Raw genomic sequence first — 15,503 nt, 5'->3', positions numbered from 1 at the left:
GCTCATCCGGGGGCTTGTTTTCGGGCCGGCCGGTTGACGATGATAAGACCGGCGGCGATGAGGCCGAGTGCCAGGAAGATACGAACTGTCAACGGCTCGTTCAAGAAGACGGCGCCGCAGAGCACACCGAACACCGGCGACAGGAAGGTGAAGCTCGACAGTCCAGATGCAGGGTAGCGCCGGAGCAGCCAGAACCACAGAACATAGGTGAACGCGACGACGTAGACGGCCTGGAACAACAGAGCCAAGGTCGGCAGAACGGCAAAGCTGCGGACTGGCGGGCCGGCAAAAGGCATCACCAAAATCCCGACGACGGCGGCCCCGGCCAGTTGATAGAGCAGCAGCTTTTCGGCGCTGGCCGTGACCAGCTTCGACCGCTTGATGACGATATTGGTCACGGCCCACAGAATGCCGGCGCCGAGACTGAGCAAATCGCCGCTCAATGTTGCGCCGCCATGGGCGCTCAGTTTATCGGAAAACACCGCGACCAGTCCGGCGAAAGCGAGCAGAAGACCAACGAGCTTGCGTGCCGTGATGCTTTCGCCCAGCAGGAAATGGCCGCCGACCAACATCCAGAACGGCATGGTATTGACCAGCAAGGTGTTGCGCACGACGGTGGTGTGCTCGAGCCCGACATACAAAAACAGGAACTCGAGACCGAAAAGCGCGCCTGCCAGAATGCCGGCGACGAGGGTCTTGTCGGGCGTGAACAGCGCGATGCCGCGCCAGCGGCACCAGCCGAAAACACACAGGCCGCCGATCACCGAGCGGGCGATCGATAGGAAAACGGGATCGTAGCCGGCATAGGAGATCTTGGCGGCGACGTAGTTCAGCCCCCAGGAAAAAGTCAGCCCAACCATGATGGCGGCGGCGGCAGCGTCAACGGAACTGCGGCGGTCCATTGCGGTTGCTGCGGTCATTGCTTGGACTGGCTTTCCAGCTTCGCGAGCAGCGCCTTCAGCACTTCGGTATTCTGCCTTACCGCTTCGGTGTTCTCACGGCCGATTTCGGCCATCGACCCCTGCCGGGTTGCAACGCGGCGTATATAAGCGAACCAGACGACGAGAATCAGGATGAATGGCAACCAGTTCACCAACTGACGAACGAGCGACGCTTCATCCATGGTTTACGCCCTCGCTCATTTAATCCTCCGCGCTTGCGTCGTCGAAGCCGATCAGGTTCCAGCTCTGGCGCATGTGCGGCGGCATCGGCGCGGTGACGTCGACAAACCCCTTATCGGGATGTGGGATGACGATGCGGCGGGCGTGCAGGTGCAGGCGGTTCTGCATGCCGCCGGGAAAATCCCAATTGGTGTCGGCCTCGAAATATTTGGGGTCACCGATGATCGGGCAGCCGATATGCGCGGCATGGACACGAAGCTGGTGGGTGCGGCCGGTATAGGGCTCCATCTCCAGCCAGGTCATCGTCTGTGCAGCCTGCTCGATGACACGGTAGTAGGACACGGCGTGATCGGCGCCCTTTTCGCCATGCTTGGCGATGCGCACGCGATCGCCGTCGGGCGTCGGTTCCTTGATCAACCAGGTCGAGATCTTGTCCTCGCGCTTCGGCGGCACGCCCTTGACCAGCGCCCAGTAGGTTTTCTTCGTCTCACGCGCCCGGAACGCTTCGGCGAGCTTCATGGCGGCGAGCCTTGTACGGGCGACAACCAGAACACCCGACGTGTCGCGGTCGAGCCGGTGCACCAGACGCGGCTTCTCGCCCTTCTGGTTGCGCCAGGCTTCCAGCATGTCATCGACATTGCGGGTGACCCCGGAGCCGCCTTGCACCGCCAGGCCGGCCGGCTTGTTGAAGACGAAGACCTTCGGATCCTCATGGATCAGCATCTTGGCTAGGACATCGGCGTCGCCCTGGTTGCGTATCGAATGGCCGGTCAGCGGGCTTTCGCCTCTTTTGTCGACTTCGAGCGGCGGCACACGCACCGTTTGGCCGGCTTCGACGCGGGTATCGGCCTTCACCCTGCCGCCGTCGACGCGGATCTGGCCGGAACGCAGCAGCTTCTGCAGATGACCAAAACCGAGACCGGGGAAATGGCTCTTGAACCAGCGGTCGAGCCGCATGCCCGCCTCACCGGCGTCCACTGTGATCTGTTCAACGCCTGCCATGATTCCAATCGCCGTTTTGCAGGCATGCAACGGCATTCGCCGGCACCCGCAATCTCACTCGGTTATTCGTTGTCGGTTCCATATTGCAGAACCTGAACTTTCTCCAGCGTAATCAAACCACTTGTCATGATTGTTTCAAGAACGGGCAGGAAAGCGGCCAATTTTTCCTCGTCATCGACGATCTCGATGACCAGGGGCAGATCCTCCGATAGGCGGAGGATCTTCGTGGTGTGAAGCCGGCTGGAATGGCCGAACCCCATCGCGCCGCGCAGGACGGTCGCGCCGGCGATCTGCATTTCGCGGGCCCTCAGCACGATAACCTCATACAGCGGACGGCCATCTGCCTTGTCGTTTTCGCCGATAAATATGCGCAGCAATTGTGCCTGTGTTGGTATCTTCATTGCCTGGACCCTCTCAGCCGGTTGAGGCGAACTGCAAAGATGTGGCCAAGCCAGACGGCGGCAAGCCAGGCCACCACGGAGATCGCGATATTGAGTCCAGCCGCCAGAAACCTCCCGCCTTGCGCGAGGGTGAGCGTTTCAAGGCTGAAGGCCGAGAAGGTCGTCAGGCCGCCACAGAAGCCGGCCATGAAGAACTGGCGCTGCAGCGGACCGGCGAAGACACGACCATCCGGTCCCGTCAATGTCGCGTAGAAGCCGATGAGGAATGAGCCGACAATGTTGACGAGGAGTGTGCCGAAGGGAAATCCAGCGCCCCACAGGGCAGTGCTCGTCGATGAGGCAAGCGCCCGCAGCACACCGCCGATCATGCTGCCCGCGGCCACGGTCGCATAGAGCCGAACCGTTTCGGAGGTTCTGCGCCAACCAATGAGGCGTCCGCCATGCCCGGCCGCGGCAGTCTCCGTCCCGTCGTGGCGGAGCTTCCGCGGGCCGCTCACGGCGCCCCGCTGTCAATCAGAAGACTTCCCGCGGCAAAGCCCAGCGTCACGCCGCCGAGGCTGAGGAAAATCGAAAGCAGCACATTTCCGCCGGCGCGCAGCCATTCGCCCTCGCGCGCCAGCGCCAGCGTCTGCAGGCTGAAGGAAGACACCGTGGTGTAGCAGCCGAGGCCGCCGGTGACGGCAAAGGCCCAGATGGCGGGCATGCCGTCGCGCGCCACCGCATGCGCAACGACACCGATTGCAAACGCTCCCGAGACGTTGACCACCATCGTGCCCCAGGGAAAGGTCTCGCCAACCCGGCGGGCGACGAAGCCGGACAAGAAGAAGCGGGCCATTGCGCCGACCGCGCCGCCAAGGCAGACAAGCAACAGATGATACATCGTGCTCCCTCGCGCCGGTCACACCACGGTGTCAGGCGGCTCCGGCCTTCTTGGGCTTGCTGGAGGCGATCATCTTCCAGTTTTTGTAGAACATGGCATTGATGCGCTCGACGCTGACCGAAACGATGGCCAGGAGTGTCGAGATCAGACCGGGAAACGGCGACGGGCGAATGATGTCCATGAACACACAGTAGCGGCGCCCGTCATATTCGTTGACCGAGCGGTGCAGCAGCGTGTCGTCGAAAATATAGAGCGGATTGTCGTGCCAGTAGTTCCTGGCGTTGTTGCACTCGACGAAAACCTCGGCCTTCACCGGGAGAAGATTGTAGAGAATGCGCAGGCTGAGCCGCAGCGGTCCGAAATGCCAGGAGGTCGATTCCTTGCCCCTGAACACCGACACGGCGATGGTCTTGATGTATTTGAAATCCTTGTTGAATTCGGCAACGTTGTCGATTTTGTGCTTGCCGTACCACTGATAGACATACATGCCGCGCCGGCCGCTGCCGAAATTGGCGTCGATATCGGCGATGATCTCGTCCTTGCGCGCCTTGAATACGTCCAGGACCTCGTTGACCTCGCGTTGATAGTCCGGAGGAAACTGGTCCAGTTTCCAGACACCCCGGTTTCTGTAGCACAGCAGATCGACCAGCAGATTGAAGGGCGAAAGCAGCCAGGTGAAGATGCCGTTGCCGAGGAAATAACCACTGAACAGGGCCCAGTTCTTGTTGTCGTTGCGCAACACGTCGATCAGACCGAGGACAATGAAAATTGTCATCAGGATGGGAATGAAATAAAAGCCGAGCGCCAGCAGCGGGATCGCTATGGCGAACTTCCGAAGGGTCTTGCGAGATTTTTTCGTCATTTTTCCACGCGCCAGGCGCGATTCCGTTCTGAATATCGTCGGTACGTTTCTGGCCTGTCCGCCGGCCGAAGGCGCATCTTGATAGGGTTTTTTGTCACGCCAGACAACGGCGATCACGCCACTGTGCGACTGGCAGCTATTTTTCCCGCTCGCTGCGCAGCTTCGCCCAATAATCCAGCCGCTTCCTGATATCGCGCTCGAAGCCGCGCTCGGGCGGGTCGTAGAATGTCTGCCTTCCCATCTTCTCCGGAAAATAGTCCTGGCCGGAAAAAGCGTCGGGCTCGTCGTGGTCGTAGCGATAGCCGGCGCCGTAATCTTCCTGTTTCATCAGCTTGGTCGGCGCATTGAGAATGTGCTTGGGCGGCAGCAGCGAACCGAATTCCTTCGCCGCCTGTGTGGCGGCCTTGAACGCGGTATAGACTGCATTGGATTTCGGCGCGGTGGCGAGATAGACGGTCGCCTCGGCGAAGGCCAGTTCGCCCTCGGGCGAGCCCAGATAGTCGTAGGCGTCCTTGGCGGCGTTAGCGACGACGAGCGCCTGCGGGTCGGCCAGCCCGATATCCTCCATCGCCATGCGCACCAACCGGCGCCCGAGATAAAGCGGATCTTCGCCGGCGTCGAACATGCGGGCCAGATAGTAGAGTGCCGCGTCGGGGTCGGAGCCGCGCACCGATTTGTGCAAGGCGGAGATCAAATTATAATGGCCGTCCTGGCCTTTGTCGTAGATCGGCGCGCGGCGCTGGACGATGCGCTGCAGAGCTTCGGCGCCGAACACCTCCTTTGATTTCGCTGCGCGCCAGACCTCTTCGGCGAGCGTCAGCGCCGCGCGGCCGTCGCCGTCGCTCATGCGGATGAGCATTGCCCGCGCGTCTTCATCGAGCGGCAGCGCCCTGCCCTCTGCCTGCTCGGCCCGCGCCAGCAGCTTGGCGATGCTGTCCTCGCCGAGCGAGTGAAAGACCAGCACGCGCGCGCGCGACAAAAGCGCGGCGTTAAGCTCGAATGACGGGTTCTCGGTGGTGGCGCCGACCAGCACCACGGTGCCGCCTTCCATCACGGGCAGAAAACTGTCCTGCTGGGCGCGGTTGAAGCGATGGATCTCGTCGACGAACAGCAGTGTCTGGCGGCCGTTCGAGCGGCGCAGCTTCGCTGCCTCGAACACTTTCTTCAGGTCGGCAACGCCCGAAAACACGGCCGAAATCTGTTCGAAGGCGAGGCTTGTCTCTCCGGCAAGCAGCCGTGCGACCGTTGTCTTGCCGGTGCCGGGCGGGCCCCAGAAAATCATCGAGCCGAGCGAGCCGGAGCCGATCAGCCGCGTCAGCGCGCCGTCGGGTCCGGTCAGATGCTCCTGGCCGACGACCTCGCCAAGGTTCTTCGGGCGCAGACGGTCCGCCAGCGGCCTGCCGGGCGGCGTCTTTTCCGGTTCATCGACACTGAACAGATCGGCCATGCAACTTCTTCTGCCTGGAGCCCGATCATGCTGACGGTCGGGCTCAGTAACGCAATACCTGGCGCAGTATCTGCCCGCCGCGCTCGACGGTAAAGCGCCACCAGCGCGTGTCCTGCTGGGCTACCTGTTCCAGCGTCGCCGCCTTGTCGATCGTCAGGCCATTGACCTCACGCACGACGTCGCCGGGCTGGAAGCCAAAATCAGCAGCGGGCGAATCGCGGTTGACGTCGACCACGGTGACGCCTTTGACATCGGTGCGCAGACCGAGCCGCTGGGCAAGCCGTGGCGACAGTTCAGCGACTTTGGCACCCGAAAACGGGCTATGCCCACGCAATGTGAGTTCCGCAGCCTTGGCGCCTTCGGGCGGTCGTTCCAGAGCGATGTCCATCGTCGCCTGCTGACCCTTGCTCAGAACGCCGAAGCTGGCATTCGTACCAATCGACAGCGTCGCCATCCGGTAGTCCAGCGCGCCGACGCTCTCGACCGGCTTGCCGTTGAGCGACAGCACTACGTCGCCAGGCTTGAGCCCTGCCTTGGCCGCGGGTCCCGCCTCTTCGACTGAAGAAACCAGCGCACCGGTCGGTTTGTCCATGCCAAGCGATTCGGCAATCTGCGGCGTCACCGCCTCGAACTCGGCACCGGCATACGGCCGCTCGAAGAAGTCGAGCCCAGCCTTGGCCGCATCGGCGAAAGCGCGGACCATGTTCGAAGGGATGGCAAAGCCGATGCCGATCGAGCCGCCGCTACGGCTATAGATCGCCGTGTTGATGCCGATCAGCTGCCCTCCCATGTTGACCAGCGCGCCGCCGGAATTGCCGGGATTGATGGCCGCGTCGGTCTGGATGAAGAAGCTGGAATCGGAGACGCCGATATGGCTGCGCGCCACCGCCGAAATGATGCCGCTGGTGGTGGTCTGGCCGACCCCGAACGGATTGCCGATCGCCAGCACCAGGTCGCCAACCTCGAGCGCGTCGGAATCGCCGATGGCGATCACCGGGAACGGCTTGTCGGAAGAAATCTTGAGCACGGCGAGGTCGAGCGTCTCATCCTTGAGCAGCACCTTACTGTCGAATTCGCGCCCGTCGGCGGTCGCGACCTTGACCTGGTCGGCGTCCTTGACGACATGGAAATTGGTGACCACGACGCCGGTCGGATCGACCAGTACCCCCGAACCGAGCGACGACTGCGCGCGCGGCTGCGAGCGGCCGAAGAACTCCTCGAAAAACGGATCGCCGTCGAAGGGCGACGTCGCCTTGGCGGTCTGCGAGGCGTAGACATTGACTACAGCCGGCGCCGTCTGCTTGACCAGCGGCGCAAAGGACAGCTGCACCTCCTCGCGGCCGAACGGCACGCGCTTGTCGGGGCCGGAGGTGGCGTTTTCGCCTTCGACGCCATGCAACAGATCGGTCAGCACGTCGGACAGACCAGGATCTGGCTTGGTCTCCTCCGCCAGCGCGTGCCTGGCCGCCGGCACGAGGGCCAACGCCATCAAGGCGCAGATCAGAACAATGGACAGCCGTTTAACGCGCATTCCGAATCCTCCAAGTCGGGCGCCATTGTCCTGACGATTGTGCAAAATGAAAGGCTAAGCCGCTGAAATCCGATTATTTTGGGTAGTCGCCGCAAAAACCGGTGACCAAACCCCTACCAGCCCTGCCCGGTTACCTTCGGAAACAGAAAAAGGGGCCCGGAGGCCCCTTTTGAACATCTCAGGAAAGCCGAGCCTTATGCGGCCGCGGCTTCCTCTTCGGTGCCTTCAGCCTCGATGCGGGCACGGTCGCCGGCGCCCTTGGCCGAGGTGTCGCGGTCGACGAACTCGATAACCGCCATTGCCGCGTTATCACCGTGGCGGAAGCCGGCCTTCATGATGCGCAGATAGCCGCCGTTGCGGGTGGCATAACGTGGCGCGATGGTATCGAACAGGCGCTTGACGACGCCTTCATTGCCGATCTGGGCAATAACCTGGCGGCGGGCGTGCAGGTCGCCGCGCTTGCCGAGCGTCACCAGCTTCTCGACGATCGGACGCAAATCCTTCGCCTTCGGTAGCGTGGTGAGGATCTGCTCGTGCTCGATAAGCGACACGGCAAGATTGGCAAACATCGACTTGCGATGGCTTATGCTGCGGGCGAACCGGCGGCCTTTAAATCCGTGGCGCATGGCTCTTCTCCTTCATTGCGGTTTCAAGAGGCCTGAGCCCCAGTTGGTTAGCCGCATGATCTTGTCCGAAAAGTCTGCAACTTTTTGCTGCGCTGACCTTCGGTTCGGGATCATGCTTAATATTGATCTTCGTAACGCTTGGCGAGGTCTTCGATGTTTTCCGGCGGCCAGTCCGGCACTTCCATGCCGAGATGCAGGCCCATCGCCGCCAGGACTTCCTTGATCTCGTTCAGCGACTTGCGGCCGAAGTTCGGGGTGCGCAGCATCTCGGCTTCGGTCTTCTGGATCAGGTCGCCGATGTAGACGATGTTGTCGTTCTTCAGGCAGTTGGCAGAGCGCACGGAAAGCTCGAGCTCGTCGACCTTCTTGAGCAGCGCCGGGTTGAAGGCAAGCTCGGTAACCTGCTCGGCGGCGACTTCCTTCTGCGGCTCGTCGAAATTGACGAACAGGCCGAGCTGGTCCTGCAGGATGCGAGCGGCGAAGGCCACTGCGTCCTCGCCCGAGATCGAACCATCGGTCTCGATGGTCATGGTCAGCTTGTCATAGTCGAGAACCTGGCCCTCGCGGGTGTTCTCGACCTTATAGGAGACCTTCTTGACCGGCGAATACAGGCTGTCGACGGGGATCAGCCCGATTGGCGCGTCCTCGGCGCGGTTACGGTCGGCCGGCACATAGCCCTTGCCGGTGTCGACGGTGAATTCCATGCGGATTTCAGCGCCCTCGTCCAGCGTGCAGATGACGTGGTCGGGATTAAGGATCTCGACGTCGCCAACCGTCTGGATGTCGCCGGCGAGAACCGCACCCGGTCCCTGCTTGCGTACGACCATGCGCTTGGGGCCGTCGCCTTCCATGCGGATGGCGATTTCCTTGATGTTCAAGACGATGTCGGTCACGTCCTCGCGCACGCCGGCGATGGACGAGAATTCATGCAGAACGCCGTCGATCTGCACGGCGGTCACAGCCGCGCCACGCAGCGAAGATAGAAGCACGCGGCGCAGCGCGTTGCCGAGGGTGAGGCCGAAGCCGCGCTCGAGCGGCTCGGCGACGAGCGTGGTCAGCGTCTTCTTCTTCGACGAGAACTCGATCTTGTTCGGCTTGATCAGTTCTTGCCAATTTTTCTGGATCATAGTGCTTTCCTTCCGTTGTCCCGCCGCCATCCAATCGTGGCGGGCGACCTGGAATGCCGTGGAGGAGCGCCCTTGAGGCGCTCGCGCGGCGTTCGGTAAATTCTTTAGACGCGGCGCTTCTTGCGCGGGCGGCAACCATTGTGCGGGATCGGCGTCACATCACGGATCGAGGTGATGGTGAAGCCGGCGGCCTGCAGCGCGCGCAGCGCCGATTCACGACCGGAGCCGGGTCCACAGACCTCGACCTCGAGCATGCGCATGCCGTGTTCCTGGGCCTTCTTGGCAACATCTTCGGCGGCCATCTGGGCAGCGAACGGGGTCGACTTGCGCGATCCCTTGAAGCCCTGGGCTCCAGCCGACGACCAGGCAATCGAGTTACCCTGCGCGTCGGTGATGGTGATCATCGTGTTGTTGAAGGTCGAATTAACGTGGGCAACGCCCGACGAGATGTTCTTGCGTTCGCGACGGCGAACACGAGTGGCTTCCTTGGCCATGATGGTCCTTTCAGTTGATCTCTACACCGCCGTAATGCCAGCGGCTCCACCAGGGAGAAAGCAGTAGGGGAATATGGCAGTAGGGCAGTATGTCTGCCGTTCCTATTGCCTTACTGCCCTACTCCTTACTGCCCTAAATTACTTCTTCTTTCCGGCAATCGACTTGGCCGGCCCCTTGCGGGTGCGCGCATTGGTATGTGTGCGCTGACCACGAACCGGCAGCGAGCGGCGGTGACGCAGGCCGCGGTAGCAGCCGAGGTCCATGAGTCGCTTGATGTTCATCGACACTTCGCGGCGCAGGTCGCCCTCGACCTGGTAATCGCGGTCGATGGTCTCGCGGATCTGCAGCACTTCCGCGTCGGTCAGCTGGTTGACGCGACGCTCGGCCGGGATGCCGACCTTGTCGACGATCTCCTGGGCGAACTTCTTGCCAATGCCGTGAATGTATTGAAGCGCGATGACGACGCGCTTGTTGGTCGGAATGTTGACGCCGGCTATACGAGCCATGTTCTTCTCTTCTCCATGTAGGCCGGACGAGCCGGCGCTTCAAGTTGCCCCGCGTCCGGTGGAGGCCGGCCCTTGCGGGAGTTTCCAGTTCAAAGCGGCCTGCCTTGCCCTTGCGGACAAGCAAGCCTCATGCCTGATAGGAAGACGGGCCGCCATACCCCAGCGGGCCGCTCCAGTCAAGCGCAATCGTTCGATTCTCTAGCCGGCCGCCCGGCCAACCTGCCGGGTCGTCGCCCTGAGCACCGCCTCGATCTGCTGCGTCACCGCATCGATGTCGGCCATGCCATCGACGCCCCTGAGTTTGCCCTTGGCATAGTAGTAGCCGATCAGCGGCGAGGTTTTCTTGTAATATTCCCTCAAGCGTTCTTCGAACACCGCTGGACTGTCGTCCTTGCGCACCGGCAGGCCTGCGGCCTTGGCTTCTTCGGCGCGTTTGACGATTCGGCCAACCAGCGCCTTGTCGTCGACGACAAATTCGATGACCGCGTCTAGCTCCAGTCCGCGATCCGACAGCATTTCCTCAACGGCGTCCGCTTGCACCAGAGTTCGCGGGTATCCGTCAAGGATGAAGCCGTTTGCGCAATCAGCTTGATCGATACGCTCGGCCACGATGGCGTTGACGATAGCGTCGGACACCAGTTCGCCAGCGTCCATCACCGCCTTGGCGCGCTTGCCGACTTCGGTGCCGGCCTGAACCGCAGCACGCAGCATGTCCCCCGTGGAAAGCTGTGGGATGCCGTGTCGTTCTACCAGTCTCAGTGCTTGTGTCCCCTTGCCCGCCCCCGGCGGTCCAAGCAATATCAACCTCATCTGGCCTTTTTCCCCCCGCGCAGCTTCGACTTCTTGATCAGGCCCTCATACTGGTGCGCGATCAGGTGACCCTGAATCTGCGCCACCGTATCGAGCGTTACACTGACCACGATCAGGAGCGAAGTGCCACCAAGGTAGAACGGTACGCCAGTCGCTGAAATCAGGAACTCGGGCAGCAGACACACCAGCACCAGATAAATGGCGCCGACGACAGTGATGCGGGTGAGCACATAGTCGATATAGTCCGCAGTGCGCTCGCCCGGACGATAGCCCGGGATGAAGCCAGAATGCTTCTTGAGCTGGTCGGCGGTGTCCTTCGGATTGAAGACGATCGCCGTATAGAAGAAGGCGAAGAACACGATCATCGCCGCGTAGAAGGCCATATAGAGCGGCTGGCCGTGGCCGAGCGCCGCCAGGACTGTGCTGGCCCATGCAGGCATATTGGTGGTCTGCGAGAAGCCGGCGACGGTCGCAGGCAGCAGCAGCAGCGACGAGGCGAAGATCGGCGGAATGACGCCGGACGTGTTGAGCTTCAGCGGCAGATGCGAGGTATCGCCCTGGAACATGCGATTGCCAACCTGGCGCTTGGGATACTGGATCAGCAGGCGGCGCTGGGCGCGCTCGAAGAAGACGATCAGCGCGATGACGATGATGGCGAGCACGATGATCGCCAGGATCAGGCCGGTCGACAAGGCGCCGGTGCGGCCAAGCTCCAGCGTGCCGGAGATGGCGCGCGGCAGGCCGGCGACGATGCCGGAGAAGATGATCAGCGAAATGCCGTTGCCGATGCCGCGGGCGGTGATCTGCTCGCCAAGCCACATCAGGAACATGGTGCCGCCGACCAGCGTGACGACGGTAGAGATGCGGAAGAACATGCCGGGATCGTTGACGATGCCGTTGCCGCCCTCAAGCCCGACCGAAATGCCGTACGCCTGGACCAGCGCCAAAAGCACTGTGCCGTAGCGCGTGTACTGGTTGATGATCTTGCGGCCCTGCTCGCCTTCCTTCTTCAGCGCTTCCAGCGACGGAATGACCGAGGTCATCAGCTGCATAATGATGGAAGCGGAGATATAGGGCATAATGCCAAGGGCAAAGATCGCCATGCGCTGCACGGCGCCGCCGGCGAACATGTTGAACATGCCGAGCACGCCCTTGCTCTGCGACGAGAAGGCCTGGGCGAAAGCGTCGGGATTGATGCCGGGCAGCGGGATGTAGGTGCCAAGACGGTAGACGAGCAGCGCGCCGATGGTGAACCAGATGCGCTTCTTCAAATCCTCGGCTTTGGCGAAGGCCGAAAAATTCAGATTCGAGGCTAGTTGTTCAGCAGCCGAAGCCATGCCTGATTCTCCGCTTGGTCACGCTCGATGCCCGCAGCTCAGGCGGCGCGTGTCACCGAAGCTCACGAGATAAGCTCCGGACTGCAAACATGCAAGCGGCCGCGTTGATGCGGCCGCCACATCTGTCGGATCAAAGCACGACCGCAGGCAAAACCGAATTCCGCCTTTGCCGAACGTGCTTCAAATTGCCGTTACTCGGCGGCTGCCTGCTCAGGCAGTTTCACCGAGCCGCCGGCCTTTTCGATCTTCTCGATCGCGGCCTTGGAGGCTCCGGCCACGTCGAAGGCAAGCTTGGCCTTGATGTCGCCGTCCGAAAGGATGCGCACGCCGTCCTTGACGCGACGGATGACGCCGGCCGCAACCAGCGCCTCGGCCGTCACAACTGTCTTAGCGTCAAGCTTCTTGGCATCGAGCGCCGCCTGGATGCGGGCCAGCGACACGACTGTGAAGCTCTTGGCGAAGATGTTGTTGAAGCCGCGCTTCGGCAGGCGGCGGTAGAGCGGCATCTGGCCACCCTCGAAGCCGTTGACGGCGACACCGGAGCGCGCCTTCTGGCCCTTGACGCCGCGACCGGCGGTCTTGCCCGAACCGGAACCGATGCCACGGCCGAGACGCTTCTTGGAGTGCGTCGCGCCGTCCTTGTCACGCAGATCATTGAGTTTCATCTGGGTTCTCCTGCGCTCTGGCTCAGCCCTCGTCCACGACGCGGACGAGATGCTGGACGGCAGCGATCATGCCGCGCACCGAGGGCGTATCCTCCAGCGTGCGCTGCTTGTGCATCTTGTTGAGGCCGAGGCCGACCAGCGTTGCGCGCTGCTCCTTCGGCCGGCGGATCGGTGAACCGATCTGCTCGACGGTGATGGTCTTGGTTGCTTTCTTGGCCATGGTCAGATCCCTGATCAGCGTCGACTATTCTTCAGCCGCAACGGCGGTGCCGCGGCGGGCCTGAAGGGTCGAATACTTGATGCCGCGCGCGGCAGCCACATCCTTCGGATGCATCTGGCTCTTCAGCGCGTCGAAAGTGGCGCGAACCATGTTGTAGGGGTTCGAAGAACCCATCGACTTGGCGACCACGTCATGCATGCCGAGCGTCTCGAAAACGGCGCGCATCGGGCCGCCGGCAATGATGCCGGTACCTTGCTTGGCAGCGCGCAGCAGGACACGTCCCGCGCCCCAGCGTCCCTCGACGTCATGGTGCAGCGTGCGGCCCGAGCGCAACGGCACGAAGATCATGTCGCGCTTGGCCGATTCGGTCGCCTTGCGGATCGCCTCCGGCACTTCACGCGCCTTGCCGTGGCCGAAGCCGACGCGGCCCTTCTGGTCGCCGACGACAACGAGTGCTGCAAAGCCGAAGCGCCGGCCGCCCTTGACGACCTTGGCGACACGGTTGATGTGGACGAGCTTGTCGACCATGCCGTCGTCGCGCTCTTCGCGATCACGGCCGCGGCCGCCATCCCTACGTTCCTGTGCCATATCCTGTTCCTTGTTTTTTTCCGGAAGCACGGTTGATGATAATATCCGGCGGCCTCTGTGGGTCGCCGGGGCGAATTTCGTTTTTAGAAGCTCAGACCACCTTCACGTGCAGCCTCGGCAAGCGCCTTGACGCGGCCGTGGTAGATGTAGGCGCCGCGGTCGAAGACGACTTCCTTGACGCCGGCCTTCGAGGCACGCTCGGCGATCAGCTTGCCGATGGCAGCTGCGGCCGCGGTGTCGGCGCCGGTCTTGAGCGAGCCCTTGAGCTCCTTCTCAAGCGTCGAAGCAGCCGCGATGGTGTGGCCCTTGGCGTCGTCGATCACCTGGACATAGATGTTCTTCGACGTGCGATGGACCGACAAACGCGGACGATCGCCGGCAACCTTTTTGATCTGGCGGCGGACGCGCTGAGCGCGGCGTTGGGTGGATTCTTTCGAGCCCATAATATCAGTTCCTTGCCTTCAAAAACGGGGGCAACCATATGCGGTAGGACGAGCCTCCCGCGACCGCTCCCCGCGGCGTTAAAATTACTTCTTCTTGCCTTCCTTGCGGACGATCTTCTCGCCAGCATAGCGGACGCCCTTGCCCTTGTAGGGCTCGGGGCTGCGGTACTCGCGGATCTCGGCGGCAACCTGACCAACCTGCTGCTTGTCGATGCCGGTCACGGTGATTTCCGTCGGCTTCGGCACCGAAATCGTCACGCCCTGCGGCGTCTCGTAGACAACGTCGTGGCTGAAGCCGAGCGCCAGCTGCAGGTTCTTGCCTTGCATGGCGGCGCGATAGCCGACGCCGGTGATCTCGAGCTTCTTTTCGAAGCCGTCCTTGACGCCCTGCAGGATGTTGACGATCTGCGTGCGCGACATGCCCCATTTGGAACGGGCGGTCTTGGTCTGGTCGCGCGGCTGGACAGCGATCTCGCTGCCTTCCATCTTGACCAGCACTTCGTCGTTCACCACGAACTTCAGCTCGCCCTTCGGACCCTTCGCCGTCACGGTCTGGCCGTTGACGGTCGCGGTCACGCCCTGCGGCAGCGAAACGGGTTTCTTTCCAATACGAGACATTCTGTTGTCCTCGTCACTTCTCTTGTTTCAGGTCTCGGTTTTCGGGACTTGATCCCGAAAGCCGGATTCCAACGGGTCACATACCAGATCAGAAGATCTGGCAGAGGATTTCCCCGCCGACATTCTGTTCGCGCGCTTCGTGGTCGGCCATCACACCCTTCGGCGTCGAAAGGATGGCGATGCCGAGGCCGTTGGCGACGTGCGGTATCGACTTGGCCGAAACGTAGACGCGGCGGCCGGGCTTCGAGACCCGAGCGATTTCGCGCACCACCGGCGCACCGTCGAAATACTTCAGCTCGATCTCGATTTCGGACTTGCCGTTGTCGAAGTCGGTCTGGCTGTAGTCGCGGATATAGCCTTCGGCCTTCAGCACGTCGAGGACACGGGTGCGCAGGCGCGAAGCCGGCGTCGAAACGCTCGACTTCTTGCGGCCATACGCGTTGCGGATGCGGGTCAGCATATCGCCGAGAGGATCGCTCAATGACATGTTATGTCCTCCTTACCAGCTCGACTTGACCAGGCCCGGGATCTGGCCGTTATTGCCGAGATCACGAAGCGCGATACGCGATACTTTGAGCTTGCGATAATAGGCACGCGGACGTCCGGTGACTTCGCAGCGGTTGCGGATGCGGCTCTTGGCCGAGTTGCGCGGCAGCGCCGAAAGCTTCAGCTGAGCGCGGAAGCGCTCTTCCATCGGCTTGGACTGATCCATGATGATCGCCTTGAGCACCTTGCGCTTGGCAGCGAACTGGTCCGCAAGCTTGCGGCGCCTGTTGTTCTTCTCGACTGAGCTGGTCTTTGCCATTTCAGATTTTTCCTTTTCT

Annotated in this window: 22 protein-coding genes; all 22 read right to left on the bottom strand. The window is 61.9% G+C overall.

Annotation, left to right across the window (positions count from 1 at the left end):
* Positions 1–2: 2 nt before the first annotated feature.
* The 22 genes from NMG46_RS08090 to rpsN all read right to left on the bottom strand — a co-directional run bounded on the left by NMG46_RS08090 (position 3) and on the right by rpsN (position 15,484).
* Positions 3–920, bottom strand: coding sequence for a DMT family transporter (locus NMG46_RS08090; protein WP_254817161.1), 918 nt, complete (start codon positions 918–920; stop codon positions 3–5).
* Positions 917–1,123, bottom strand: a complete 207-nt coding sequence (locus tag NMG46_RS08085) for a hypothetical protein (RefSeq protein WP_254817160.1) — start codon at positions 1,121–1,123, stop codon at positions 917–919. Before NMG46_RS08085 ends, NMG46_RS08090 begins: the two co-directional genes overlap by 4 nt.
* A 19-nt stretch (positions 1,124–1,142) precedes the next feature.
* Positions 1,143–2,123 (bottom strand): RluA family pseudouridine synthase, encoded by a 981-nt coding sequence (locus NMG46_RS08080; protein ID WP_254817159.1) that lies wholly within the window; start codon positions 2,121–2,123, stop codon positions 1,143–1,145.
* A 62-nt stretch (positions 2,124–2,185) separates the two neighbouring features.
* Positions 2,186–2,524, bottom strand: a complete 339-nt coding sequence (locus NMG46_RS08075; RefSeq protein WP_254817158.1) for a DUF190 domain-containing protein — start codon at positions 2,522–2,524, stop codon at positions 2,186–2,188.
* The gene (crcB, locus tag NMG46_RS08070; protein WP_254817401.1) at positions 2,521–2,892 is read right to left on the bottom strand and encodes a fluoride efflux transporter CrcB; all 372 of its coding nucleotides are present in this window, start codon (positions 2,890–2,892) and stop codon (positions 2,521–2,523) included. Before crcB (NMG46_RS08070) ends, NMG46_RS08075 begins: the two co-directional genes overlap by 4 nt.
* Before the next feature lie 125 nt (positions 2,893–3,017).
* Positions 3,018–3,404 (bottom strand): fluoride efflux transporter CrcB, encoded by a 387-nt coding sequence (crcB, locus tag NMG46_RS08065; RefSeq protein WP_254817157.1) that lies wholly within the window; start codon positions 3,402–3,404, stop codon positions 3,018–3,020.
* Between the two features lie 31 nt (positions 3,405–3,435).
* Positions 3,436–4,266, bottom strand: coding sequence for an aspartyl/asparaginyl beta-hydroxylase domain-containing protein (locus NMG46_RS08060; protein WP_254817156.1), 831 nt, complete (start codon positions 4,264–4,266; stop codon positions 3,436–3,438).
* Between the two features lie 136 nt (positions 4,267–4,402).
* A complete protein-coding gene (locus NMG46_RS08055; RefSeq protein WP_254817155.1) occupies positions 4,403–5,713 on the bottom strand; it encodes a replication-associated recombination protein A in 1,311 nt (436 codons plus the stop codon).
* 43 nt (positions 5,714–5,756) lie between these two features.
* Positions 5,757–7,244, bottom strand: coding sequence for a DegQ family serine endoprotease (locus NMG46_RS08050; RefSeq protein WP_254817154.1), 1,488 nt, complete (start codon positions 7,242–7,244; stop codon positions 5,757–5,759).
* A 194-nt stretch (positions 7,245–7,438) separates the two neighbouring features.
* Entirely contained in the window at positions 7,439–7,870 is a 432-nt protein-coding gene (rplQ, locus tag NMG46_RS08045) for a 50S ribosomal protein L17 (protein WP_023675127.1), read from the bottom strand.
* 116 nt (positions 7,871–7,986) lie between these two features.
* A complete protein-coding gene (locus NMG46_RS08040) occupies positions 7,987–8,997 on the bottom strand; it encodes a DNA-directed RNA polymerase subunit alpha (RefSeq protein ID WP_023675128.1) in 1,011 nt (336 codons plus the stop codon).
* 104 nt (positions 8,998–9,101) lie between these two features.
* Entirely contained in the window at positions 9,102–9,491 is a 390-nt protein-coding gene (rpsK, locus tag NMG46_RS08035) for a 30S ribosomal protein S11 (protein ID WP_023799279.1), read from the bottom strand.
* A gap of 138 nt (positions 9,492–9,629) precedes the next feature.
* On the bottom strand, positions 9,630–9,998 hold the full coding sequence (rpsM, locus tag NMG46_RS08030) for a 30S ribosomal protein S13 (RefSeq protein WP_006205445.1): 369 nt from the start codon (positions 9,996–9,998) through the stop codon (positions 9,630–9,632).
* A 198-nt stretch (positions 9,999–10,196) separates the two neighbouring features.
* Positions 10,197–10,808: an adenylate kinase gene (locus tag NMG46_RS08025; RefSeq protein WP_254817153.1), complete on the bottom strand. Its 612-nt coding sequence runs from the start codon at positions 10,806–10,808 to the stop codon at positions 10,197–10,199.
* Complete coding sequence (gene secY, locus NMG46_RS08020; protein WP_254817152.1) at positions 10,805–12,145, bottom strand: preprotein translocase subunit SecY; 1,341 nt, start codon at positions 12,143–12,145, stop codon at positions 10,805–10,807. Before secY ends, NMG46_RS08025 begins: the two co-directional genes overlap by 4 nt.
* Positions 12,146–12,336: 191 nt before the next feature.
* Entirely contained in the window at positions 12,337–12,810 is a 474-nt protein-coding gene (gene rplO / locus NMG46_RS08015) for a 50S ribosomal protein L15 (RefSeq protein ID WP_023675131.1), read from the bottom strand.
* Positions 12,811–12,832: 22 nt separating this feature from the next.
* Positions 12,833–13,030 carry a 50S ribosomal protein L30 gene (rpmD, locus tag NMG46_RS08010; RefSeq protein WP_006205449.1) on the bottom strand — a complete coding sequence of 66 codons (198 nt, stop codon included), beginning with the start codon at positions 13,028–13,030 and terminating at the stop codon, positions 12,833–12,835.
* A gap of 24 nt (positions 13,031–13,054) precedes the next feature.
* The gene (rpsE, locus tag NMG46_RS08005) at positions 13,055–13,618 is read right to left on the bottom strand and encodes a 30S ribosomal protein S5 (RefSeq protein ID WP_006333394.1); all 564 of its coding nucleotides are present in this window, start codon (positions 13,616–13,618) and stop codon (positions 13,055–13,057) included.
* Positions 13,619–13,701: 83 nt separating this feature from the next.
* Positions 13,702–14,061 carry a 50S ribosomal protein L18 gene (gene rplR, locus NMG46_RS08000; RefSeq protein WP_023675132.1) on the bottom strand — a complete coding sequence of 120 codons (360 nt, stop codon included), beginning with the start codon at positions 14,059–14,061 and terminating at the stop codon, positions 13,702–13,704.
* Between the two features lie 84 nt (positions 14,062–14,145).
* Complete coding sequence (rplF, locus tag NMG46_RS07995) at positions 14,146–14,679, bottom strand: 50S ribosomal protein L6 (RefSeq protein WP_023675133.1); 534 nt, start codon at positions 14,677–14,679, stop codon at positions 14,146–14,148.
* 88 nt (positions 14,680–14,767) lie between these two features.
* Complete coding sequence (rpsH, locus tag NMG46_RS07990) at positions 14,768–15,166, bottom strand: 30S ribosomal protein S8 (protein ID WP_006205453.1); 399 nt, start codon at positions 15,164–15,166, stop codon at positions 14,768–14,770.
* A gap of 12 nt (positions 15,167–15,178) precedes the next feature.
* On the bottom strand, positions 15,179–15,484 hold the full coding sequence (gene rpsN, locus NMG46_RS07985; protein ID WP_254817151.1) for a 30S ribosomal protein S14: 306 nt from the start codon (positions 15,482–15,484) through the stop codon (positions 15,179–15,181).
* Between the last annotated feature and the right edge of the window lie 19 nt (positions 15,485–15,503).

The organism is Mesorhizobium sp. LMG 17147, from assembly GCF_024297145.1.
GTDB lineage: Bacteria > Pseudomonadota > Alphaproteobacteria > Rhizobiales > Rhizobiaceae > Mesorhizobium.
Note: the sequence above shows the minus strand (reverse complement) of the source record. Positions and strands in the feature narration are given on the sequence as shown.